We start from the raw sequence: 24,525 nt of genomic DNA, 5'->3' as shown, positions 1-24,525 counted from the left end.
TCTGGACTTCAGCGACTGGTGGCGCGGAGCGATGGGCATGGAAGCACGGCTGTCGAAAGACGTTGACAGCCTTCAAGTTGCATTGATATCGATAACAATAGGCTGATCGGGACGTCCTGAGCCCTTTCGGTTCCGACGACGCGGTCAGCCAAGCGAGCTCTGAATCTCGCGCCAAACAGGGTCGGGCCAAAGCCCGAAGGGGAGGAAAGAATGGGTGCTCAACAGCCCCGGCGCGTCTGTATGCGCGCCTTGCAGGTTTCGCACATGGCGCTGGTCCTGGCCGCCGGCGCGAGCGTCCTGGCGGCGACCGCGGCCCAGGCGCAATCGGCGGCGCCACGAAAGGCGGCCGCGCCGAGATCGGCGCCCGTCCAGGCCGACAGCGAGGTCAGCGCCGTCGACGAGGTGATCGTCACCGGCGTCATGGCCAACACCCAGGCCAAGAAGGCCAATGTCTCGTTCTCGGTGCTGAACGAGGACGACATGTCCAAGTTCACGCCGATCAGCGCCGACGACATGCTGCGCGACATGCCCGGCGTGGTGGTCGAATCCAACGACGGCGTGGCGCGCAACGAGGTGTTCACCCGCGGCATGACCATCGGCACCGGGGCCAACACCTCGGGCTATTTCTGGACGACCATTCTCGAGGACGGCCTACCGGTCGTGCCGTTCAAGTTCAGCGGCTTCCAGGACGGCTATTTCTACCGCGCCGACATCTCGACCAGTCGGGTCGAGTCGGTCCGGGGCGGCTCGTCGGCGACCGGTGTGACGACCTCCGTCGGCTCCACGTTCAACTACATCACCGGGGCGGTGAAGCCGGGCGGGGTCATCCAGACCCGCCTGGGCTTCGAGGGCGACGACCTGCACCTGTCGTGGAAGCAGGTCGACGGATCCTATGGCTGGGTGAACAAGGCCGGCGACGCGGGCGTCGGGGTCAGCGGCTTCTATCGCCGGTCCAACGGCCAGGTGGATCCGGGGTGGGACCTGAACCACGGCGGCCAGTTCAAGGTGAACCTCTACAAGGAGTACCGGGGCGCCGGCGGGTCCGGCTCCTTCAACGTCATCCTCAAGCACCTGGACGACACCAACGCCGAGCTGACCACCTTCCAGCAGCCGACCTACGGCTACCGGGACGCGCAGGAGATCCCGGGCTTCGGGCGGGATGTGAACCTGTTCATGAACGGCGGCGAGCAGATCGTTCCGAACTATTTCAAGCCCGGCAGCCACACGCTGGACCCGTCGGCCGGTTATCGCTACCGGCAGGACGCCATTTCGCTGAATTGGCGCCACGACACCGACGGCCCCTGGGGTTTCACGGGCGCGCTGCGCGTGCAGAAGTCCGACTATCGGGGCCAGTCCTACAAGCCCCAGGGCCTGGCCTCCCTGGCCTCGGCGGCGGCGACGCGCGAGCGCTTCGGCCTGAACATCAACAATCTCGATCGCACGCCCGGCTATTACGAGTTCTACGATGCCGCCGGCGCCATGGTCGCCCGGATCGCCAACAACGTGGCCGGCTCGCAGCTGGGGACCAACTACCGCACCGGCGCGGCCTGTCCGCGGGTCACGGCGACCACCTGGCAGACCAACAGCCTCTGCATCGTCGGCAACAGCCTGCCCAATCGCGACATCGACATGCGCGGCGGCCTGGTCACCGCCACGATCCCGAACGCCAACGGGACCTTCAATTCCGGCGTCGTGCCGGTCGCCAGCGCCTCGCAGGACCTGGTGCTGCTGACCCGGGCGGAGGACAACGACCGTGGGTCCAAGGACGTCATGGGCAACTTCACCGCCAGCTATCACGGCGAGTCCTACAACCTCAATTTCGGGATCTACGTGGCCCGCTCCCACCAGGCCAACGACAACTGGGCCAACGGCCTGGGCGTGTCGGCCTGGGCCGACGGACAGGTGCGGAACCTGGGCGTCCGATACGTCACCGCATCAGGAACGACCTATCAGCTGACCGACGCCGGCGGCTGGGGCTCGTACGGCAGCGGCCTGTTCACCACCGTGTCGCAACGGGCCAGGATCCTGGAGGCCTCGCCCTATGCCGGCTTCAACTGGTCGCCGGGCCACTGGGACTTCAACGGAAGCATCAAGTACCAGCACTTCAACGCCAAGACCTATTCCGAGACCTGGGACACCCGCAACGCCGCCGCCGGCTCGCTGGCCAATGGCGGGCTCGATGGCGACCCGCTGACCGTCTACGACAACGTGACCATGACCCAGACGGCGTCGAAGGTCATCCGCGCCGACCGGGCCCTGGGCGTCGTCGATTACAGCGTCTCGGTCGGCTACAATTTCAACGACAAGCACAAGATCTACTACCGCTACACCGACGCCAAGCAGCCGGCGGCGGGCGTGATCAATCGCTACTCGACCGTGGCCGCCCTGGTACGTCCGCTCGGTCCGACCGCGTTTATCAAGGGTCACGAACTGGCCTACACGTTCGGCGATCGCAAGTTCAACGGCCAGGTCACCGCCTTCTACCAGAGCTTCGCGGTGAACGATTATCCGACGGCCGTCGATACGGACAACGTCTCGACCTACCTGCTGCCGGAAAACTTCAACACGTATTTCACGCGCGGGATTGAATCGTGGGCGAAGTGGCGGATCACCCGGAACCTCGAGTGGTCTCCGTCCGTGACCTACCTGAACGGCAAGACGACCGCGGCCTACAACTGGCTGAATACGGGCGCCAACGGCCTGGGCGCGGCCGACGATGTCCTGCGCGTCGATGCGGGCATCCTGGCCCGGTCTCCGAAGTGGACGGTGAGCAACACCGTCTCCTATCGCTACAAGGACTTCCGCTTCAACGTCCGCCACCGCTGGATGGACGAGCGCAAGCTCAACACCAACGCCCTGGACCACCGCTTCCTGCCCAAGCAGGACAATGTGGACGTCTCGGTGCAGTACGAGGGCCTGGCCAGGACGAAGGTCACCGTCGACGTCCGCAACCTGCTGAACACGCAATATGTCTCGGCCTACGACCCGATGATCAGCAGCAACCTTCCCGCCAACGTCCAGGTCTACGATGTGGTCGCCCAGCTGCCGGAGTCGGGGTTCCTGCTCAAGCGCAACGCGCCGCGGTCGGTCTGGCTGACCGTCCGCAGGGAGTTCTAGGCGACCGTGACCAGCGACCACGACCTGAAGCTTGTCGCGCCGTTCAGCCCGACCATCCTCAAGGCGACGATGCCGGACGGGATGGTCGGGCGGCTGAACGCCCGTATCGACGACCTGCTGGGGCGGCGGGACGAGGTCGCCGCCCGCGACTGGTCCGCGCACCTGGCCGGCGTGGTCAGCACCGAGATGCGGGTCACCGACGTGCTCCGGCAGACGCCGCAGGTCGCCGATTTCCTCTACGACGTGGCGCGCACCTACGCCTATCGCTGCGAGAACGCGCTCATGCACTACGGTGACTACGAGCGGACCGAGGAGCTGGCCGACAAGAAGCTTCAGATCCAGATCAAGGAAGGCTGGATCAACGACATGGTCGCCGGCGACTACAACCCCGCCCACTTCCACCAGGGCTGCCTGTTCAGCAGCGTCGGCTATCTGCGCGTGCCGCCGGCCTACGAGGACGAGTTCCGGGCCGACAAGGCGCGGCAGAACACCGCCGGGTGCCTGCAGTTCATCGACAGCCGCAGCGCCGTGGGCGTGCGCAACCTGTTCGTCGTCAAGCCGGTGGTGGGCGAGTTCTATCTGTGGCCGTCCTGGATGCTGCACTGCGTCTACCCGTTCCGGAGCCCGGGCGTGCGCCGCAGCTTCGCGGTCAACCTGTCCCTGGCCTAGGCGATCATCATTGGACCCGAAGAACACGATGACAGCGACGGGGAGGAGACACGGGGTGCGTGACGTGGTGCGACGGGTTTCCGGCCTGGTCCTGGCGGCGTGCCTGGTCGGCGGGGCGGCCCAGGCCCAGACTCTGCGGTCGGGCCATCCCTACCTGGCCTTCAGCGACCGCCACGTCGCGCAGTTCCGGTCGCGCGTGGCCGAGGACCCAGACGCCAAGGCCGCCTGGACCCGCGCGCACGGCAGGGCCGACGAGGCCCTGACGCGCAAGCCGGCCAACGACCGCGAGCTCAACGCCGCCCTGATGGACCTGGCCCTGGCCTATCGCATGACGGGCGAGCGCCGCTACGCCGACCGGGCCAAGGCCCTGCTGGACGTCTATGCGGCGCGGCCCAACTGGGTCACCGACAAGCCGCTGCTGGCTCGCACCCCGGTCTGGAACTCCGACCTGGGCATGGGGACCAGCGCCTATGTCTATGGCCTGGCGTTCGACGCGATTCATGACGCCCTGACCCCGGCCGAGCGCGACCGCCTGGCCAAGGCCCTGGTCCGGGGCGCCATCAAGCCGACCCTGAACGACTGGGTCGACGGCGCCGAGCGGATCCACAGCCTCGACACCATGGGCCACAACTGGTTCAGCCACATCGTGTTCGGCGCGGGCGTCGCGGCCATAGCGGTCAAGACCGAGGAGCCCCGGGCCGACGCCTGGATCCGGCGGATCGACGAGGCCGCCGAGGAATGGGCCGCCTACGACGGCAGCGCGATCGAGACCAAGCCCCAGCATTTCGCCGCCAATGGCGCCTTCGTCGAAAGCATCAACTACGCCGACTTCGCCGTGGAGGGCTATCTGAGGTTCAAGCGGGCCTGGCTCGACGCCTTCGTCGAAAAGCCCGCCCCGACGCCGCGCCTGGCCGGGATCGGCGACCTGTTCCTGCACAACCTCTATCCGACCGGTTCGGGCGCGCTGTCGTCCAACTTCGGCGACGGCAATCCCACGGCCAGCGGGGCTCACGCCCTGGTCAACCTGTGGGCCAGCGGCGACCAGCAGCCGCGCTATCTTTGGTACCTCGACAAGGTCCGCTCCAATCCCGGCCAGGACGTCTGGAACGAGCCCGAGAACATGGTGCAGTGGCCGTCGGCCAAGGCGCGGGCGAGCGTGGGGGCCGGGCCGGGGCTGCCGACCAGCTGGATCGACCGCGACCTGGGCTCGGCGACGATGCGCTCGTCCTGGGCGCCGGACGCGACCTACCTGGCGGTCCGCTCGGGCTTCACCTGGAACCACAACCACGCCGACGCGGGCAGCTTCATCCTGTGGCACCGGGGCAAGCAGCTGCTGATCGATTCCGGCAACAGCAGCTACGCCCGGCCCGAATACGACGGCTACTACCGCCAGAGCGTGGCCCACAACGTGGTGACCCTGGACGGCAAGGCCGAGCCGACCAGCAACACCTATGACGGGTCCCACTTCCCCGGGCGGGTCGACCACCTGGTCGACGCAGGCGACCTGCGCTTCGTCTGGGCCGACGCCACCGGACCCAACGCCAGCGTCTTCGAGCGTAAGTACCGCAGCTTCCTTTGGCTGGGCGACGTCATCCTGGTGATCGACGACCTGAAGGGCTGGCAGCCGGGCCAGTTCGAATGGCTGCTGCACTACGAGGGCGAGGCCAAGCGGCAGGGCCAGGTGATCACGGTCCGCAATGGCGAGGCCGAAGTGGCGGTCCAGCCGCTGTTTCCCCAGACCCTGCCCGACGGCGGCCTGTTCACCGACTATCCGGAACTGCTGCGGATGGCCGAAGGCGAGGGGCTGAAGGACCACGCGCCGGACGTGGCCCAGCCCTATCTGCGCCTGCAGGCGCCGGGCGTGTCCGACCGCATGAAGTTCATCGTCGCCCTGACCCCGAACGGCGCGGCCAAGGCGCCGAGGCTCGAGCGCTTCGAGACCAAGGACTACCTGCTCGTCAGGGTCCATCAGGGGGGAGAGGTCACGGACGTCTATTTCAACCTGCTGGCCGACGGGCGCATCCGCCACCGCAACGCCAACGCCGAGCTCGGCGGCTGGCAAACCGACGCCTACATCCTGGCGCTGACCTATCCGGAGGGCGGCGAGGCGCGGAAGCCGCGGCGGTGGTTCGTGGCCGACGGCAGCTATCTGCGGCGCGACGGCCGAGTCGAGCTGGACTCGCTGTCCAAGGCCTTCGTCGTCAAGACCGTCGGCAAGGATGGCGTGGCGGCCAGCATCGACGGCCAGCCCGTCTACGCGATCCGCCTGGCCTGCGACGGCGCGCGGTCGATCACTGTGGACGGCGCGGCCAGGGTCTGCGAGCGCGACGTCGCGCTCGCGCGCCGAACCGGCGCGGCGACGCGCTGAAGCGCCTTCCAGGAGCCGTCCCGATGCACGACGAAACCTTGCCAACGCCTTCCAGGACTGAGAAGTTATCGATAACGGACGAGCGGCGCCAGAATCGGTCGGCGGCCTGGCGCGGCTGACCGTTCGCCCTGGCGGGACCTGGATCACCGCCGAGACGGCGCGATCTGGCCGGGGCCCCGGCAGCGATCCCTTCGTCCATCACGCTCAAGGAGCCCGCACTTGGCCAAGGGCAAGACCAAAGTCGAAACGCCCCCAGCCTCGGTCCCGGAGTCGGGGCGGGCGGTGACCATCCACGACGTGGCGCGCTACGCCGGCGTCGCCTCGATGACCGTGTCGCGCGTCGTCAACGGCAACAGCTATGTCAGCGACGCCATGCGCGAGCGGGTGCGGGCGGCGGTCAAGGCGCTGAACTATTCGCCCAACCTGGCGGCGCGCAACACCCGGGCCGGCAGCACCGGGCCGCGAATCGGCGTGCTCTACAGCAACCCCAGCGCCTCCTACCTCAGCGAGGTCATGCTGGGCGGCATCGAGCAGAGTTCCAAGCTGGGCACCCAACTGGTCCTGGAACGGTCGACCGGCCTGGCCAGCCAGAAGGCCGCCGTGCGTCGCCTGCTGGACCAGGGCGTGGACGGCGTCATCCTGCCGCCGCCGCTGTGCGACTCCCGCCCGACCATCAATATGCTGCACGCCGCCGGCGTGAAGGTCCTGGCCCTGGCCACGGCCCGGCCGATGCACGACGTCTCGTCGGTGCGCATCGACGACTACCAGGGCGCGGCGGCCATGACCCGGCACCTGATCGAGCTGGGTCATTCTAGGATCGGCTTCATCAAGGGCGACCCGCAGCACACCCCTACCCAGCTGCGCTATGAAGGCTTCGTCGATGCCATGACCGCCGCCGGCCTGCCAGTCGATCCCGACTGGGTGGTCCAGGGCCAGTTCACCTATCGCTCGGGCCTGGCGGCGGCCGAGTTGCTGCTCAGCGCCGACGAGCGCCCGACCGCCATCTTCGCCAGCAACGATGACATGGCCGCCGCCGCCCTGGCCGTGGCCCATGGCCTGCAGATCGCCGTTCCCGAGGCGCTGACCGTCGTCGGCTTCGACGACACGCCGATCGCCAGCACAGTCTGGCCCGAGCTGACGACCATCCACCAGCCGATCAGCGCCATGGGGCGGGCGGCGGTGTCGCTGATCGTCGACGAGATCAAGGCCGAGCGGGCCGGAAACGCGCCGTCGCCGACCCATCAGCTGATGAAGTTCACCCTGGTCAAGCGGGGCTCGTCAGGCCCGGCGCCGGCCAAGGCCCCGCCGCGCCGCCGGCCCGCCAAGGCCGGAACCTAGGCCGACGACAGGGCGCCCGCGGACCATCGGAAAATAGCAAAAGCCCAACAACGGTTGTCATCCCGGAAGCCTCGAAGAGGCTGTCCGGGACCCAGGGGACTGGGCTGACGCGGTGCGGTGGTCCTGGGTCCCGGCCTTTCGCTTCGCTACAGCCGGGATGATAACATCTGGGGGCCTTTTCGATCCTCTACGGATCTAGGCCGACGCCAGGACGGCCGCCTGGGCGTCGGCCAGGTCGTTCCAGAGCCGGGCGGCCCCGCGCACGCCCGAGGCGTCGCCCCAGCGGGCCGGCGCGATGCGGGCCGACCAGCGGTCGGAGAACACCCGGGGGGCGATCAGGGCCGGCAGGCGCTCGTAGATCTCGCCGACGTTCGACAGCCCGCCGCCGATCACCAGCACGTCCGGGTCGGCGATGTTGACGAGCACGGCGATGGCTCGGCCCAGCCGGTCGACATAGCGGTCGAAGGCGGCGACGGCCGCCGGCTCGCCCTGGCGGAAGCCGGCGATGATCGCCTCGCCCGTGGCCTGGACGCCGGTGGCGGCGGCGAAGTCGTGCTGCAGGCCGGTGCCGGAAATCCACATCTCCAGGCAGCCATGCTGGCCGCACCAGCAGCGCGGGCCGGGCGTCTCCTCCGGCGTCGGCCAGGGCAGGGGGATGTGCCCCCACTCGCCGGCGACGCCGTTGGGGCCCTCGACCAGGCGGCCGTTCACGGCCAGGCCGCCGCCGCAGCCGGTGCCCAGGATGATGGCGAAGGCCACGCGCGCCCCGGCCGCGGCGCCGTCGACCGCCTCGGACAGCGCCAGGCAGTTGGCGTCGTTGGCCAGGCGCACCGGGCGGCCCAGGGCGGCGGTCAGGTCCTCGCGAAAGGTGCGGCCGTTCAGATAGACCGAGTTGGAATTGCGCATCACGCCGGTGGTCGGCGAGATCGAGCCGGGCGCGCCGACGCCGATCGTGCCCCGGCCGCCGGCTTGCTGCTCGACCTGGGCGATCAGGTCGCGCACGGTCGCGATCGCCGCGTCGTAGGCGCCGGGATTGGGAGCCCGCACCCGCGCCAGATAATTGCCCTGGGCGTCCAGGGCGGCGGCCTCGACCTTGGTCCCGCCGAAATCGATACCGACCTGGATCACCAGTAGGGCTCCCAGGGACGGGTCAGCCGGACCAGGGCCTCGAGGAAGAAGTAGTCGCCCCAGATGCAGGCCTCATCCACGCCCACGCCGTTGGGCATGTGGTAGACCGCATGGGCCAGGACGCCGGTGCCCGGTGGACCCGGCGGCAGCAGGTAGCGGGTCCCCAGGGTCTGGACGGTCGCCAGGGCCGCGCCCTCGTAGGCGGCGCGATCGGGGTCGGTCAGCGGCAGTCCGCGGGCCAGTTCCAGCAGGCCGCAGGCGGCGATCGCCGCCGCCGAGCTGTCGCGTTCGTGCGGCGGGCCGGTGAACACCAGGTCCCAGCAGCAGATCAGGTCCGAGGGCAGGCGGTTGAGATAGTAGTTGGCCAGACGGGCGCTGAGCGCCAGCAGCGACGGGTCGGCCTTGTAGCGGTGGACCAGCGGGAAGCCGCTGATCCCCCAGGCCTGGCCGCGCGCCCAGCACGAGTTGTCGCTATGGCCCTGGTGGGTCTTGCCCATCCGCGGGGCGCCGGTCACCGGGTCCATGAAGAAGGTGTGGAAGGTCGAGCCGTCGGGCCGCACGATATGGCGCGCGGCCTGTTCGATATGGCGGTCGGCGGCGTCGGCGAAGGCGCGGTCGCCGGTCACCGCGCTGGCCCAATACAGCAGGGGCAGGTTGAGGTTGCAGTCGATGATCATCCGGCCCGCCTGGGCGGGATCGTTCAGGTCGCCCCAGGCCTGGATGATGCCGGCCTGCGGCAGGTAGCGGGCCAGCAGCAGGCGGGCGGCCTCCAGCGCCGCGTCACGCGCGCCTGTGTCGCCGGTCAGCTTGTAGGCCGCCACGCAGGACAGCGAATAGAGGAAGCCCAGGTCGTGGTGGTCCACGTTGATCCGGCGATCGACCCGGTCCTTGAAGCTTTGAACCTGCCGCTCGGCGGCCTGCCGGTAGCGCGCCTCGCCGCTGACCTCGTAGGCCAGCCACAGCATGCCGGTCCAGAAACCGTTGGTCCATTCGACATTGTCCATGGCGGGATAGACCCCGCCGACGCTGGACGGCGCGGGGAAGGCGTCGGTGAACACCGCCAGGTTGGCGTCGATGCGCGCCAGCACGGCGGCCAGGATCGCGTCCAGGGCGGCGCGGTCGGGCATGCGGCCTTCCAGGGCGTCGCGCAGCTTAAGCGGTTCGCGGTCAGAGGTCGGTGGAAGGGGCATCGGCGGCATGGATCAGTCGACCTTGGCTAGATCGGCGTCGGGGAGGGCGGTCTTCAGCGCGGGATCGGCCCTGTTCGCGACGGCCGGCGTCGGCGACAGGGCGAACAGCGAGGCGGTCCAGAACAGCGCCGCGCCCAGGGCGATCAGCAGATAGGTGTGCGGGAAGCCGATCAGGTCGTAGGACTTGCCGACGATCGGCGACAGGATGGCCAGGCCCAGGGAATGGCCGAAGCTGACCCCCACCAGATAGAGGGTCGAGGCCAGGCGGGCCTCGAAATGGCCGGCGATGTAGCGGAAGATCGACACCGCCAGGATCGGCAGCTCCAATGAGTGCAGCATCTTCATCGCCGAGATCGCCACTGGCCCCTCGACCAGGCCCGATCCGGTGATGCGGAAGATCATGATCCCGGCCGCCAGCAACAGGCCGTTCTTCGCGCCGGTGCGATTGACGATGAACGGGGCCACGAACAGCATCCCCGCCTCGACGAAGATCTGGGCCGAGTTCAGGTAGCCGAACATCGCCGCGCCGTGCTTGGGATCGGCGAACTGCGAGGCGTAGTAGGCGGGAAACTGCTGGTCGAAGACCAGGTAGAGGTTGGTCACCCCCAGGATCAGGACCATGAAGCCCCAGAACTTCGGCAGCTTCAGGATCGCCAGGGCGTCCAGCGGCTTGAGGCTTTCCGAGCGGGCCTGCTCGTCGGCGGCGCCCTCGATCCGGGTCATGGCCAGGATCGGCAGCAGCAGCAGGCCCGCCAGCGAGGCCAGGGAGAAGTTGATCAGCGGGTCGATGTTGTAGAGCCGGCCCGAGAAGAACGCCGCGAAGGCGAAGCCCAGCGAGCCCCACAGTCGCGCGCGGCTGTATTCGAACCCGTCCTTGCGGCCGACGCGGTCGACGTAGGATTCCAGGGCGTAGCTGCCGGCGATGAAGGTGACGCCCAGATAGAGCCCGCCCAGCGTCGCGCCCAGCAGGATGTTGGTCTTCAGCAGCGGGCCGTAGACGAAGGCGAAGAAGGCGCCGGACAGCATCACCAGGGCGGCGATGACCCACAGGATGGTCTTGCGGAAGCCGACCTTGTCCGACAGGAAACCGTAGATCGGCTGCGAGGCCATGGCGAAGATGAAGTTGGCCGAGAACACCACGCCGGTCTGGGCGCCGGTCAGGCCGAGGGTCCGCTTGAGCCACAGGGCCAGCAGCGAAATGCTCATCGCCTGGGCGAAGAAGTAGAGGAACAGGAAGGCGCTGAGCAGCGTGTAGTTCTTCTTGTTCATGGCCCAGGCGACTCCTCCCCCCGTTTGACGCCAAGCGGCGACGCGGCTCTGGGCCGCACGGGTCATCCTGTGATAATCGAAAGAGATATCGATACCAAACAAATTCCGTCGCGCCGATGCGGAATGGGAAACGCTTGCCAACGTGAAGTGATATCGATATCAGTTTCGATGGGCCGTAAGCCCTGTCCTGCGAATTTCTCGGGTGGATTCCTCCTGACTCCGAGAGCGGGGCGCCTGGCCTGGCCGGCGCCCCGAGTTTTTTCGGTCGCGCCGCGACCCCGGTTCGCGACCGGATCCTCCGAAGACAGTCCATTCGACGGCCAGATGGTCGTGGCGGGTAGTGACACGCGCCGGCGAGTTGGGCTAAGACTATGTGATATCGATATCAAGTGGCGGCGTTCCAGCCGTCCCCCGGGGAGAGACGTCATGCGCAGACACGGGATTTTCCGATCGACGGCGGCCGGGGCGCTTCTAGGGTCCCTGATCCTGGGGCTGTCGAGCACGGCCGTCGCCCAGAGCGACGCCGACCCGAGCGGCGCGGCGCAGGTCGATCCTGACCTGCAGATCTACCCCGCGCCTCCGGCGAAGCTGGTCTACAGTCTGCACAACGACGACTTCACCGTGCGGGTGCGACGGCCGGGCGGCCTTTGGCGCGATCTCTACGAATACGTCATCAAGGTGGACCAGGACCGCCCGCACGACGCCTCGCTCGTCCAGTTCGATTTCCGAGGAACCGTCGAGGTCGCCGTCCAGAAGAACAATGGCGACTTCCGCAGGGTCGAGGTCCGGCCTCGGCGTGACGCCGTCAAGACGACGGTGAAGGGCGGGGTCGTCTACTTCACCCTGGATCGGCCACAGAACCTTTCGGTGGAGTTCGACGGCGACCGGCTGGGCAACCTGCACATCCTGGCGGGCGAGCCGATCGCCCCGCCGGCCCCGGGCCCCGGCGTCGTCGTCTACGGTCCCGGTCTGCATGTGCCGCCCGATGGCGCGACCGCCTTCCCGGCCTCGTCGAACCAGACCATCTACATCGCCGGCGGCGCGCTGATGCAGGGCGTGTTCCAGCCGGCCAAGGTCGAGAACCTCAAGATCATCGGCCACGGGATGTTCCTGGAATCCGACCAGCTGGTCGTCCAGGACTCCGCCAACGTCCTGATCGAGGGGCCGACCTTCCTCAATCCCGTGCACGGGTCGATGGCGTGCAGTTCGTCGCGCCAGGTGCGGTTCCACGACGTCAAGGCGTTCGGCAAGGGCGCCTGGTCCGACGGGATCAACGTCTTCGCCTGCCAGGACGTCGACATCGACAGGGCCTTCATCCGCACCTCGGACGACAGCGTCGCGATCTACGCCACCCGCAAGAACGGCGTGGGCGACACCCGGCGCGTGCGGGTCAGCCGCTCGATCTTCTGGCCCGACGTGGCTCACGCCATGTTCGTCGGCCTGCACGGCGACAGCGTCAAACCGAACACGCTTGAGGACATCGTCTTCAACGACATCGACGTCCTCAACCTCGACGAGGACGATCCGGAATACGAGGGCGCGATGGCCATCAGCGCCGGCGACACCAACACCGTCCGCGACGTCACGTTCAGCAACATCCGCGTGGACCATGTCGAGGAAGGCAAGCTGATCAATCTGCGGGTGGTCTATAACGCCAAGTACAACACCAGCCCGGGCCTGCTGATCGACGGCGTCCACTTCAGGAACGTCAGCTATTCCGGATCGGGCTGGGCGGGGCCGTCGATCATCGGCGGCTACGCGCCGGACCGGCCGGTGCGCAACGTCACCTTCGACAACGTCACGATCGCCGGCCGCAAGCTGACGGGCCCGGCGCCGGAGGTTCTCGAGGTCGGCCCCTATGTCAGCGGGCTTTCGTTCAAGTAGTCCATGGGCGCCCCTCTCGTCGATTTAGCCTAGCCGGCCGACGGCAAATCTTGGCTAGAATGCGGGCCAGGAACCGTGCGCGGGCGCGGCGACAGGCGGGAGAGCCTCTTGAGCGGAAAACGACGCCCCAGCGTGACCCTGCACGACGTGGCCAGGCACGCTGGCGTCTCCTCGATGACCGTCTCGCGGGTGATCAACGACTACGCCTTCATCAGCGAGGCGGCGCGGGCCAAGGTGCTGAAGTCGATCGAGGCGCTCGGCTACCGGCCCAACGCCGTGGCGCGCGCCACGCGCACGGGCGTGGCCCAGGTCGGGGTACTCTATTCCAATCCCAACTCGTCCAACCTGAGCGCCTTCCTGATGGGCGCCTTCCGCAAGGCCGGCGAGATCGGCTGCCAGCTGCTGATCGAACCCTCGGCGGCCCATCCCACGCCAGCCCGGGCGGTGGTCAAGCTGATCGAGGCCGGGGTCGGGGCGGTGGTCCTGCCGCCGCCGCTGTGCGACGACGCCAAGATCCTCAAGCTGCTGACCGCCGCCGGCGTCGGGCCAGTCAGCTTCGCCACGGCCAAACCATCGTCGGGCGTGACCTCGGTGGCGATCGACGACTTCGAGGGCGCGGCGATGATGACCCGGCACCTGATCGCGTTGGGCCATGTCGACATCGCCTTCATCCAGGGCGATCCGTCGCACTCCACGGCCTCGCGGCGCGAGGAGGGCTTTCGGGCGACCATGGCCCAGGCCGGCCTGGCCGTGCCCGACGCCCATGTCGTCCAGGGCCTCTACACCTATCGCTCGGGCCTGACGGCGGCCAGCCAGTTGCTGGGCCTGCGCCGCCGGCCGTCGGCGATCTTCGCCAGCAACGACGACATGGCCGCCGCCGTCAGCGCCGTCGCCCACGGCATGGGAATCGCCGTGCCGACCGAGCTGAGCATCGCGGGCTTCGACGATACGCCGGTGGCCTCGACCATCTGGCCGCAGCTGACGACCATCCACCAACCGATCGCCGACATGGCCGCCACCGCCGTGGAGCTGGCGGCCGGCCTGGCGCGGCGTGACGCCGACGAGGATCAGGCGCGCAAGCACGTCCTGGCCGAACTGACCCTGGTGGTCCGCCAATCGACGGCGGCGCCCGCCGGCTGACGCGCCGGGGGAGAGCCTGATCGACCTGAACGTCCACCCCTGATTGACGGCTTGGAAGGAGCGATGATATCGATATCAATCGTCGCACCATCGGGCGTCGATCATGAGAAAACAGGCCACGGCTCAAATGCCGAAGGCCCAAGGTGTCTGGGAGGCGTCGATGATCAGCCCGCTCCGCAAGCGCGTTCGCGCCCCCGCTCCGCATCGGGCCGGAGCGCGCTGATGGTCCCCGTCGATCGCCGCCGCTTCATACTGCTGGCCGCCGCCGCGGCCGCGCCGTTCAGCGTGGCGAGCGCCACCCTGGCCAAGCCGAGGCCGGCCGCAGCGCCACTGCGGGTGGTCTCGCCTGACGGCCGGGTGCGGCTGGAGCTGGACGCGCGGGCCGGCGCCCTGGCCTGGAGCGTCCTTCGCGACGGCCGCGCGGTGCTTGGTCCCAGCCGGCTGGGGCTGGTCCTGGCCGACGGCCGCCCGTTGGGCGCGGGGGCGACGGTCGTCTCGGTGTCGCGGCGCCGACTGACGGGAACCTGGACGCCGACCTTCGGGATCAGGGACGCCTATGACCAGGCCTGCGAGGAGATCACCGTCGACCTGCGGGACCCCGCGACCGGCATCGCCTTCGCCGTCGTGGCGCGGGCCTATGACGCCGGCTGCGCCGTCCGCTATCGCCTTCGCCAGGGCGTGACCCTGGGCGGCGAGGCCACGGGGTTCAACCTGCCGCCCGGCGTCGAGGTCTATTCCAGCCGCGACGAGGGCGAGTACCAGCGCTCGACGCCCGCCGCCCTGGCTCCGGTCGCCCATCCGGACCTGACGGGCAGCTCCGACGTCGGTCCGCTGGCCGACCTGCCGGTGACGGTGGTGCTGGCGAACGGAAGCGCCCTGCTGATCGCCGAGTCCGATCGCCTGCACTATCCGCGCGCCATGCTGCGGCCGGCGGTCGATCCGGCCGAGGGGCTGGCGGTCCACCTGATGCACTATCCCGGCCGCGCCACCGGCTGGTCGGGTCCGGGCGACACGCCGCCGGCCCCGACCTTCGCGCTCGACGCGGGCCAGGCCACGCCGTGGCGGGTCCTGATCCTCGCCGACAATGTCGCCGGCCTGATCGAGCGCGCCGACCTGATCCCGACCCTGGCCACGCCCAACCTGCTGGGCGACGTCAGCTGGGTGAAGCCGGGCAGGGCGGTGCGGATCCGCAAGCCCTACAGCACCGAAGCGGCCCTGAAGGTCGTCGCGTTCGCGGCCGCGCGGAAGCTCGACTATGTCGAGTTCGACGCCCACTGGTACGGCGACGGCACCGATCCGGGCGACGCCACCGTCCCAATCGCCGGCCTGGACCTGCAGCGCATCATCGACACGGCCCGCGCCCAGGGGATCGGCATGATCCTCTATGTCGATCGCGTGCCGGCCATGCGCCAGCGGGACGCGATCCTGGAGACCTACCGGCGCTGGGGCGTGGCGGGGATCAAGTTCGGCTTCGTCTGGGAAGGCCGCCAGGCCGACAACGACTTCATCTTCGACCTGGTCAAGGCCTGCGGCGAGCATCGCCTGCTGGTCAATCTGCACGACAACCTGCGCCCGGCCGGCCTGGAGCGGACCCTGCCCAACTATGTCGCCCTGGAAGGGGTGCGCGGCAACGAGCAGTTCCCGACCGCCCGCCACAACGTCACCCTGCCGTTCACGCGGGCCGCGGCTGGCCCGATCGACTACACGATCTGCTACGCCAACCCGAAGAACCAGACGACCAACGCCCACCAGCTGGCGATGGCGGCGGTCTACTACAATCCGCTGACCTTCCTCTATTGGTACGACACGCCGGACAAGTACGCCGGCCGGGCGTGGCCCGACCTTCGGTGGTTCGACGAATGCCCGACCACCTGGGACGAGACCCGGGCCCTGTCGGGCGCGATCGGCGAGCACGTCGTGGTCGCGCGACGTCATGGCCAGCGCTGGTTCCTGGGCGCGATGACCAACGAGTCGCCACGCGTCCTGAAGGCGCCGCTGGCCTTTCTGGGGCGGGGGCGATGGATGGCGACCGTGTTCGCCGACGGTCCCGCCGCGGCCAGGGCGTTCGAGACGCCCGTGGTCATCCGCAAGGTCCCGGTTACCGCCGCCACGGTGCTGTCGCTGGCGTTGGCGCCCGGCGGCGGCCAGGCCATCCTGTTCGAACCCCTGTAGCGGAGACGCCCGTGCCCTTGGCCAAATCGATCCTGGGCGCGCTCCTGGCCTGCGCCGCGAGCACCTCGGTCCTGGCCCAGGCCGGGACGCCGCCCTTCGCCGCCGACCAGGGGGACGGGACCTACCGCAACCCGGTTCTGGCCGGCGACTATTCCGATCCGGACGTGGTCCGGGTGGGCGAGGCCTACTACCTGACCGCCTCGTCGTTCACCAACGTGCCAGGCCTGCCGATCCTGAAGTCGACCGACCTGGTCAACTGGACGCTGATCGGCCACGCCCTGCCGCGGATCACGCCGGTGGCCCATCACGCGACGCCGCGGCGCGGCGGCGGCGTCTGGGCGCCGGCCATCCGCCAACACGACGGCAAGTTCGTGATCTACTATCCCGATCCGGATTTCGGGATCTTCCGGGTCACGGCCACCGATCCGGCCGGACCCTGGAGCCCGCCGGTGCTGGTCGACGACAGCAAGGGCGCCATCGACCCGGCGCCGTTCTGGGACGACGACGGCCAGGGCTGGCTGGTGCACGCCTGGGCCGGCAGCCGGGCGGGGTTCAGCAACGTCATCACCGCGCGGCGCCTGAACGCGGCGGGCGATAGGACGGTGGGCGAGCCGGTCACCCTGATCGACGGCGCCAAGCTGCCGGAGGTCGCCACCACGTTCGGCCCGTCGCCCTGGTTCACCACCGAGGGCCCCAAGCTCTACAAGCGCGACGGCTGGTACTACATCTTCGCCCCGGCCGGCAGCGTGAAGGGCGGCTGGCAAGGGGTCTTCCGGTCGCGCGCCCTGCTGGGCCCCTACGAAGGCCGCAACGTCCTCGATCAGGGCAGGACCCAGATCAACGGGCCCCACCAGGGCGCCTGGGTGACCACGCCCAAGGGCGAGGACTGGTTCCTGCATTTCCAGGACACCGACTCCTACGGCCGGCGGGTCTGGCTGGAGCCCATGGCCTGGAAGGGCGGCTGGCCGGTGATCGGCCAGGACCTCGACGGCGACGGCCGGGGCGAGCCGGTGCTGAAATGGCGCAAGCCCAAGGTCGACAGGCCGGCCGCGCCGACTGCGGTCCAGGCTGGCGACACGTTCGACGGCGCGCTGTCCCTGGCCTGGCAGTGGAACGCCAATCCGAGCGAGGACTGGAGCAGCCTGACGGCGCGGCCCGGAGCCCTGCGCCTGAAGTCCATTTCCTCGCCGGAGAACCTGTGGGAAGCCGGGGCGCTGCTGACCCAGAAGCTGCCCGGACCGAGCTTCAGCGCGACCACCAGGATCGATTTCGCGCCCAAGGCCGTGGGCGAGCGCGCCGGCCTGGTGATGTTCGGCGCCGACTACGCCTGGATCGGCCTGGAGAAGACGGCCGACGGCGTGCGCCTGGTGCGCGTGGATCGGGTCGGCGCCGACGCCTTCCAGCCCGAACGGGTCACGGTGGGCCTGACCTCGGCGCCGGCCGGCGTCTACCTCAGGCTCAGCGCCTCGCCGGTCACCGTCGCCGACCCGCCGCCGAGTTTCGCCCACTATGCGCCGTCGATGCTGCGCTCGACCCACGCCCGGGTGGTGTTCAGCTACAGCCTGGACGGGGGGACCTACACGCCGCTCGGCGATCCGTTCGTCAGCAAGCCGGGGCGATGGGTCGGCGCGCAGATGGGGGTGTTCAGCCAGGCCGCCTCGGGCCGGCCGGCCTATACCGCCACGCGGGTCGGATGGACCGACGTCGAGTCGTTCGAGGTCGCGCCCTAGAGCCCACGAGGCGGACCTGCGGCGGGAATGATATCGATAACTACTCTCGCGTGTGCCGAGCCGGTTTTCAGGGCCGATAGGCCTCTTTTGGGTCGATAATCTGTAATAGTAGGACAATTGGCGTATTGCCATTTATCTTGATATCGATAACAGTACGTCAGCGGCGGATACGACCGCCAAGACGAAAATGAAATGGCCTCGGCGTCGCCGCGGGCCGTTCAGGAGCGAAACGAAGAGGCCAACCGCAACTGCGTCGGAGCGTCACGGCAAAGCCGGGCGCGTCGTGCGCTACCGTCGCCCTGACCGGGCGGCGCAACGAGATCATCCGGAGGGGACACCATGTCGAAGCCAACCCACAACCGCTCGGCCCATAAGCGTTCGGCCAACGGGCGACTCCTGGCCACCGCGTCGATGACCGCCCTGCTGGCGGCCGGCTGGACGGCGGCCAACGCCCAGACGGCCGCAGCGCCCGCCAACGACACCGCCGTCGCCGAAGTGGTCGTCACCGGCATCCGCCAAAGCCTGCAGTCGTCGGTGGCGATGAAGAAGAACACCATGGAGGTGGTCGACTCCATCCGCGCCGAGGACATCGGCAAGCTGCCCGATCCCAACGTCGCCGAGACCCTGACCCGGGTGCCGGGCGTGCAGGGCTACCGCTACGGCGGTGAAGGCGCCTCGCCGGTCGGCGTCGGCTCGGGCCTGACCATCCGCGGCCTCTCGGGCCAGACGGCGTCGCGGGTCGACGGCCGGTCCTACTTCACCGCCGGCGGCAGCGAGTTCAACATCGAAGCCGCTATCCCCGGCATGGTCGCCGGGCTCGACGTCTATAAGAACCCCTCGGCCGAGCACATCGAAGGCGCCATCGGCGGCCTGGTCGACGTGCGCACCCGCCGGCCGCTGGACTTGAAGGGCTTCACCGCCAGCGCCGCGATCTCCGGCAAGTACAACGACATGGTCAAGAGCTGGCAGCCGGAATATTTCGGCCTGGTCTCCGACCGCTGGAACGTCGGGGACGGCGAGATGGGCCTGCTGCTGGCCGCCAACTACCAGAAGAGCTGGAACCGATCGGACAACGCCCCCGGCCCCGGCGGCGCCAACCTTCGCAAGGCGGCCGCGGCGAACAGCAGCGACTGCGGCGCCGGCGCTCTTGGGGGCGACTATCAAGCGGCCTTGGCGGGTCGGTCGGACCTCAGCTGTCTGATCTCTGTCACAAACGGGGCTGCATTGGCCATGAGCCCGGCCGAACGCGCCAACCTGATCAATTTCGCCGGCGTGCAGGTCAACGAGAACGAGGAAGACATCCAGCGCACCCGCAAGGGCGTCAACGGGGCCTTCCACTGGAAGCCGAAGTCGAACCTCGAATTCTATGTCGACGGCAACTACAACTCCTATCTCTATCACCAGAGCTACCGGTTCCTGAACTCGATCGACAGCCGCTACGTCCAGAACCTGACGACCACGCCGTTCAGCACCACCGAGGGCCTGGCCAGCCGCAACGCCAACGGCGGCGAGGACGCGGTCCTGGCCGGCCAGCGCTTCGCCAGCGGCACGTTTGTCGGTTCAAACTTCACCAGCACCGGCGGCGATGAGCACCGGATCTACAAGACCTGGATCGTGGCCGGCGGCGCCAAGTGGAGCCCGACGGACGACCTCGACCTGAAGTTCGACCTCTCCTACGTCAAGGCCGACCAGCATCAGGACAACCGCTCGGTCATCATGGGTCGGAAGTCGGCCACGACGACCTGGGACGTCACCCGCACCATTGGCACGCCGCAACAGGTCTCGATCTCGGGTCCGGATCTGGCCAACCCGAATACTTGGGTGTTCCAAAAATACGCCAACGGCACCAACAACGTCTATGACGACGCCGGCCTTGCCGCTCAATTCGATGGCAAATACAAGCTGCACGACAGCTTCATCGAAGACATCAAGTTCGGAACTCGCTACTATCGAAAGAAGTCAAAATTCTATAATTACTCGTTCGACAACAAATTCCTGACAACCAACGGCCTGGTCTTGGCAGCGGATTATTCCAATGCGATTTCCGCCGCCACCGTCCAGGACCTGGTCAACGGCTCCCACACCAACTGGCTTGGCGGCGACGCCGGCTATGGCGGCGGCTTCCTGACCTTCAATCCCGACGCCCTGCTGGGCGACAATGTCCGCAACCGCTTCCCGCAGGCCGGCATCCCCGCCGAGGACTCGCTGCCGGAAGTCGTGATCTCGCGTCGGGTGGCGACCGAGGAGACCTTCGCTGGCTACGGCCTGGCCGACTTCAGTTTCCTCGACGACAAGATCCGCGGCAATCTGGGCGTGCGGGTCGTGCGCACCAATCTCGACGCCGAGGCCCGGATCACCGACTCCAGCAGCGGCACGCCGGTCATCGTCCCCAACAAGAGCAGCAACGCCTATACGGACGTCCTGCCGACCTTCAACGTCACCGGCTACATCACCCCCGACACCCTGGTGCGGTTCGGCTATGGCCAGGGCCTGACCCGGCCCAGCGTCGGCGACATCAACCCGAGCATTTCGGTCAACACCGCCAACGGCACGGGATCTCGAGGCAACGCCAATCTGGCGCCGTTCCGCGCCGACAGCTACGATCTGTCGTTCGAGAAGTACTTCAACAACACCAGCTATGTTTCGGCAGCGGTGTTCTACAAGAAGATCGATGGCTTCGTTCTTGGCGTGGACGATTGCCAGACCGTCGCGACCTCCCCGGCCTATGCGGGGACCACGCCCAACGGCTGCGCGACGGGCCAATATCGCATCACCACGCCGGTCAACGCCGATCCGGGAACGGCCAAGGGCATCGAGTTGGCGTTCCAGACCTTCTTCGACTACGCGTTCCTGCCGGACGTGTTGAAGAACTTCGGCGTCCAGGGCTCCTATACCCACGTCAAGACCGAGCTGCCGGTGAAGTTGACCGGCCCGAGCGCTCCGACGACCATCGTCCGCCAGCCCTTCCAGTCCGACGACAACTACAGCATCGCCGGCCTCTACGAGAACGGCTTCATGTCGGCGCGGATCGTCTACACCTATCGCTCCGACTACGTGCTGTTCGGAATCTCGGCCAACCCGATCGACGGGCGCTATCTGAAGGGCTACGGCCTGCTCGACGCCTCGGTGAACTTCAACCTGCGCAAGGACCTGACCCTGTCGCTGACCGCGTCGAACCTTACCAATAAGGCGCCGCAGCGTTATGTGGGCGAGCCGGGCAACGGCTACGACACCGACATCCTGCGTCAGGCCTACGCCAATGGCCGCATCTACGGGGTGAGCCTCCGCTACAAGTTCGGCGGCTAACCCGATCACCCATCCTCCCCTGCTGCGCCGCCCCTCGGGGCGGCGCTTTTTTGTCAGGTCATGCGCGTCGCGACGCCAGCCAGGCGGCGAAGACGGGCAGGGCCAGCAGGGTCAGGGCGGTGGAGGTCAGCAGGCCGCCGATGACCACCGTGGCCAGCGGCTTCTGCACCTCCGCCCCGGGGCCGATGGCGACGGCCATGGGCAGGAAGCCCAGCATGGCGACCAGGGCGGTGGTCAGCACCGCCCGAAGGCGGCCCGCCGTGCCGGTGACCACCGCCTCGACCGGCTCGAGCCCGGCGGCCAGCTGCTGCTTGATGCTCTGGATCAGCACCAGCCCGTTCAGCGTCGCGACGCCCGACACGGCGATGAAGCCGATGGCGGCCGAGATCGAGAACGGCGTGCCGCGCAGCGCCAGGGCTATCGCCCCGCCGACCAGGGCCAGGGGCACGCAGGCGAAGACCAGCGCCGCCTCCGTCGCCGAGCCCAGGGCGAAGTACAGCAGGACCGCGATCACCAGGAAGACGGCCGGCACGATCACCGTCAGGCGCGCCGAGGCCCGCTCCAGGTTCTCGAACTGGCCGCCCCAGTCCAGCCACGAGCCGGCGGGAAGCGGAACCTCGTCGCGCACGGCGGCCTTGGCCTCGGCGACGAAGCCGCCCAGGTCGCGGCCCCGGACATTGGCCTGGACGACGATCCGGCGCTTGCCGTTCTCGCGGCTGATCTGGTTGGGACCCTCGGCGGCGTCGAAGCGGGCCACGGTCGAGAGCGGGATCGCCGCCGTGCCGGGCGGCGCGCCTTCCGGCATGACCGGCAGTTGGCCCATCACGGCCGGATCGTTGCGGCGCTCCTCGTCCAGGCGCACGACGACGTCGAACCGCCGGTCGCCTTCGAGGATATGCCCGGCCTCGCGCCCGCCCAGGCCGATGGCCAGGGCGTCGGCGGCGTCGCTGGCGTGGACGCCCAGGGCGGCGGCGGCCGTGCGGTCCATCGTGGCGGTGATCGTCGGCTGGCCCGAGACCTGCTCGACCTTGACATCGGCCGCGCCCCGCACGCCGCGCAGCGCCTTGGCGACCTTCTGGGCGGTCTGGTCCATCACCGCGAAGTCGTCGCCATGGACGCTGACGGCGACATCCGAGCGGACCCCGGCGATCAGTTCGTTGAACCGCATCTGGATCGGCTGGGTGAACTCGTAGGCGTTGCCCAGGTGCTTGCTCAGCGCCCTCTCCATGCGCGCGACCAGCTGCGCCTTGGGCAGGCGCGGATCGGGCCAGTCCTTGCGCGGCTTGAGGATCACGAAGGTGTCCGAGGCGCTGGGCGGCATCGGGTCCGAAGCGATCTCTGCCGTGCCCGTGCGGGTGAACACCAGGGCGACCTCCGGCATGGCCGCCAGGGTCTTCTCGACCCGGAACTGCATGGCCTGGCTCTGTTCCAGCGAGATCGACGGCACGCGCGAGGCCTGGACCATCAGGTCGCCCTCGTCGAGCGTCGGGATGAACTCGCGGCCCAGGCTCAGGAAGGCGACGACCCCGATTAGCATGGCCACGCCCGCGCCGGCGGCGACAGCGACCGGCCGGGCCACCAGGCGGCGCAGCACGGGCTCGAACCGCGCGCGGGCGGCGGTCATGACCCGGGTCTCGCCGTGTCCCTTGGGCTCGCCGATCAGCAGGGCGGCCATGGCCGGCACGAAGGTCAAGGACAGCAGGAACGCCCCGGCCAGCGCGAACATCACGGTCGCCGCCATCGGGCCGAACATCTTGCCCTCCACGCCCTCGAAGGCCAGCAACGGCGCATAGACCATCAGGATGATGGCCTGGCCGAAGGCGGCGGGCCGCGCCATCTCTCGGGCCGAGGACGCGGCGATCCCGATCCGCTCGCCGGCGTCCAGCGGCCGGCCCAGCTGCTGCCGGCGGAGCGCCAGCCGGCCCAGGGTGTTCTCGATCACCACCACCGCCCCGTCGACGATCAGGCCGAAGTCCAGGGCCCCCAGGCTCATCAGGTTGCCGCTGATCCCGAACCGCCGCATGGCGATGGCCGCGAACAGGAACGACAGCGGGATGACCAGGGCGGTGATGATCGCCGCCCGGATATTGCCCAAGGCCACGAACAGCACGGCGATGACCAGCAGGGCGCCGAAGGCCAAGTTGTGCTCGACGGTGGCGATCGTGGCGTCGACCAGGTCGGTGCGGTCCAGTGCCGGCTTGACCACCACCCCGGCCGGCAGGCTGGCCTGGATCTCCTTCAGCCGTTCGCCGACCCGCGCGGCGACGGTCCGGCTGTTCTCGCCGGCCAGCATCAGGGCGGTGCCGATCACCACCTCGCGTCCCGCCTCGCTGGCCGAGCCCAGGCGCGGGGCCTGGCCGACCACGACGGTGGCGACGTCCGAGACGCGGACCACCGCCGGGCCGCGCCGCCCGACGGGGGTCTCGGCCAGCTCGGCCAGGGTCTTCACCCGGGCGTCGGCGCGCACGATATAGGCCTCGCCGCCGCGCTGGACATAGCCCGCGCCCTCGACCCGGTTGGCGTGTTCCAGGGCCTCGATCAACTGCGGCAGGCTGATGCCGAAGGCCGACAGCTTGGCCGGGTCGGGCTGGACCACGTACTGCTTGACGTAGCCGCCCAGCACGTCGACGCCCGCCACGCCCTTCAAGGTCTTCAGCTGCGGCGCGACGATCCAGTCCTGGACCGTGCGCAGGTAGGTGGCCTTCTCGATGTCGGTGATCAGGCGGTCGCCTTCGGGGGTGACATAGGCCGCGCCGGGCCGCGCCGCCGCGCCCGACAGCTCGACCGTCCAGATATAGACCTCGCCCAGCCCCGTGACCGGCGGCCCCATGGCGGGCTCCAGCCCGTCGGGCAGGTCGGCGCGGGCGGCCTGCAGCCGCTCGTTGATCAGGTTGCGGGCGAAATAGAGGTCGGTGGCGTCGGTGAAGACGGCGGTGATCTGCGAGAAGCCGTGCCGCGACAGCGAGCGGGTCTCGACCAGCCCCGGAATGCCGGCCAGGGCCGTCTCGACCGGGAAGGTGACCTGGCGCTCGACCTCTTCGGGGCCGAGGGCCGGGGCGATGGTGTTGATCTGCACCTGGCGGTTGGTGATGTCGGGGACCGCGTCGATGGGCAGGCCGGCCAGCTGGCTTCCGCCATAGGCCAGCAAGGCCACGGCCAGCAGGGCGACGATCCAGCGGAAGCGGACGGAAAGGTCGATCAGGCGTGCGAGCAT

The 24,525-nt window shown here is 68.7% G+C and carries 13 protein-coding genes; 9 read left to right on the top strand and 4 right to left on the bottom strand.

Going from position 1 to position 24,525, the window contains the following annotated elements:
* Positions 1-240: 240 nt before the first annotated feature.
* The 4 genes from ACSQ2G_RS19615 to ACSQ2G_RS19600 all read left to right on the top strand — a co-directional run bounded on the left by ACSQ2G_RS19615 (position 241) and on the right by ACSQ2G_RS19600 (position 7,492).
* On the top strand, positions 241-3,117 hold the full coding sequence (locus ACSQ2G_RS19615) for a TonB-dependent receptor plug domain-containing protein (protein ID WP_436033718.1): 2,877 nt from the start codon (positions 241-243) through the stop codon (positions 3,115-3,117).
* Between the two features lie 6 nt (positions 3,118-3,123).
* The gene (locus tag ACSQ2G_RS19610; RefSeq protein WP_436033716.1) at positions 3,124-3,786 is read left to right on the top strand and encodes a putative 2OG-Fe(II) oxygenase; all 663 of its coding nucleotides are present in this window, start codon (positions 3,124-3,126) and stop codon (positions 3,784-3,786) included.
* Positions 3,787-3,841: 55 nt separating this feature from the next.
* Entirely contained in the window at positions 3,842-6,154 is a 2,313-nt protein-coding gene (locus ACSQ2G_RS19605; protein ID WP_436033714.1) for a heparinase II/III domain-containing protein, read from the top strand.
* 219 nt (positions 6,155-6,373) lie between these two features.
* Positions 6,374-7,492: a LacI family DNA-binding transcriptional regulator gene (locus tag ACSQ2G_RS19600; protein WP_436033712.1), complete on the top strand. Its 1,119-nt coding sequence runs from the start codon at positions 6,374-6,376 to the stop codon at positions 7,490-7,492.
* A 195-nt stretch (positions 7,493-7,687) separates the two neighbouring features.
* Here ACSQ2G_RS19600 and ACSQ2G_RS19595 read toward each other — a convergent pair whose 3' ends face one another.
* From ACSQ2G_RS19595 to ACSQ2G_RS19585, 3 genes are all read right to left on the bottom strand, one after another.
* On the bottom strand, positions 7,688-8,620 hold the full coding sequence (locus ACSQ2G_RS19595) for an ROK family protein (protein WP_436033710.1): 933 nt from the start codon (positions 8,618-8,620) through the stop codon (positions 7,688-7,690).
* The gene (locus tag ACSQ2G_RS19590; protein WP_436033708.1) at positions 8,617-9,747 is read right to left on the bottom strand and encodes a glycoside hydrolase family 88 protein; all 1,131 of its coding nucleotides are present in this window, start codon (positions 9,745-9,747) and stop codon (positions 8,617-8,619) included. The genes ACSQ2G_RS19595 and ACSQ2G_RS19590 overlap by 4 nt, the downstream gene beginning before the upstream one ends.
* Positions 9,748-9,822: 75 nt before the next feature.
* Complete coding sequence (locus ACSQ2G_RS19585; protein ID WP_436033706.1) at positions 9,823-11,079, bottom strand: oligosaccharide MFS transporter; 1,257 nt, start codon at positions 11,077-11,079, stop codon at positions 9,823-9,825.
* A gap of 426 nt (positions 11,080-11,505) precedes the next feature.
* On the opposite strand from ACSQ2G_RS19585, the gene ACSQ2G_RS19580 reads away from it, so the two are divergent.
* From ACSQ2G_RS19580 to ACSQ2G_RS19560, 5 genes are all read left to right on the top strand, one after another.
* A complete protein-coding gene (locus tag ACSQ2G_RS19580; RefSeq protein WP_436033704.1) occupies positions 11,506-12,963 on the top strand; it encodes a glycosyl hydrolase family 28 protein in 1,458 nt (485 codons plus the stop codon).
* Between the two features lie 108 nt (positions 12,964-13,071).
* The gene (locus tag ACSQ2G_RS19575; RefSeq protein ID WP_436033702.1) at positions 13,072-14,103 is read left to right on the top strand and encodes a LacI family DNA-binding transcriptional regulator; all 1,032 of its coding nucleotides are present in this window, start codon (positions 13,072-13,074) and stop codon (positions 14,101-14,103) included.
* A gap of 222 nt (positions 14,104-14,325) precedes the next feature.
* Positions 14,326-16,275 carry a glycoside hydrolase family 97 catalytic domain-containing protein gene (locus tag ACSQ2G_RS19570; RefSeq protein WP_436033700.1) on the top strand — a complete coding sequence of 650 codons (1,950 nt, stop codon included), beginning with the start codon at positions 14,326-14,328 and terminating at the stop codon, positions 16,273-16,275.
* A gap of 11 nt (positions 16,276-16,286) precedes the next feature.
* Positions 16,287-18,005, top strand: a complete 1,719-nt coding sequence (locus ACSQ2G_RS19565; protein ID WP_436033698.1) for a glycoside hydrolase family 43 protein — start codon at positions 16,287-16,289, stop codon at positions 18,003-18,005.
* A 339-nt stretch (positions 18,006-18,344) separates the two neighbouring features.
* Positions 18,345-21,311 (top strand): TonB-dependent receptor, encoded by a 2,967-nt coding sequence (locus ACSQ2G_RS19560; RefSeq protein WP_436033696.1) that lies wholly within the window; start codon positions 18,345-18,347, stop codon positions 21,309-21,311.
* 58 nt (positions 21,312-21,369) lie between these two features.
* Here ACSQ2G_RS19560 and ACSQ2G_RS19555 read toward each other — a convergent pair whose 3' ends face one another.
* Positions 21,370-24,525 carry an efflux RND transporter permease subunit gene (locus ACSQ2G_RS19555; protein WP_436033694.1) on the bottom strand — a complete coding sequence of 1,052 codons (3,156 nt, stop codon included), beginning with the start codon at positions 24,523-24,525 and terminating at the stop codon, positions 21,370-21,372.

The sequence above is a fragment of the Caulobacter sp. LjRoot300 genome, assembly GCF_964253875.1.
In the GTDB taxonomy this organism is placed as follows: Bacteria; Pseudomonadota; Alphaproteobacteria; order Caulobacterales; family Caulobacteraceae; genus Caulobacter.
Note: the sequence above shows the minus strand (reverse complement) of the source record. Positions and strands in the feature narration are given on the sequence as shown.

What these genes read in the sequence shown, in the direction of transcription:
- ACSQ2G_RS19615 (WP_436033718.1), top strand. Translation starts at nt 241, where the DNA reads ATGCGCGCCTTGCAGGTTTCGCACATGGCGCTGGTCCTGGCCGCCGGC.
- ACSQ2G_RS19590 (WP_436033708.1), bottom strand. Translation starts at nt 9,747, where the DNA reads ATGCCCGACCGCGCCGCCCTGGACGCGATCCTGGCCGCCGTGCTGGCG.
- ACSQ2G_RS19585 (WP_436033706.1), bottom strand. Translation starts at nt 11,079, where the DNA reads ATGAACAAGAAGAACTACACGCTGCTCAGCGCCTTCCTGTTCCTCTAC.
- ACSQ2G_RS19580 (WP_436033704.1), top strand. Translation starts at nt 11,506, where the DNA reads ATGCGCAGACACGGGATTTTCCGATCGACGGCGGCCGGGGCGCTTCTA.
- ACSQ2G_RS19570 (WP_436033700.1), top strand. Translation starts at nt 14,326, where the DNA reads ATGGTCCCCGTCGATCGCCGCCGCTTCATACTGCTGGCCGCCGCCGCG.
- ACSQ2G_RS19560 (WP_436033696.1), top strand. Translation starts at nt 18,345, where the DNA reads ATGTCGAAGCCAACCCACAACCGCTCGGCCCATAAGCGTTCGGCCAAC.
- ACSQ2G_RS19555 (WP_436033694.1), bottom strand. Translation starts at nt 24,525, where the DNA reads ATGCTCGCACGCCTGATCGACCTTTCCGTCCGCTTCCGCTGGATCGTC.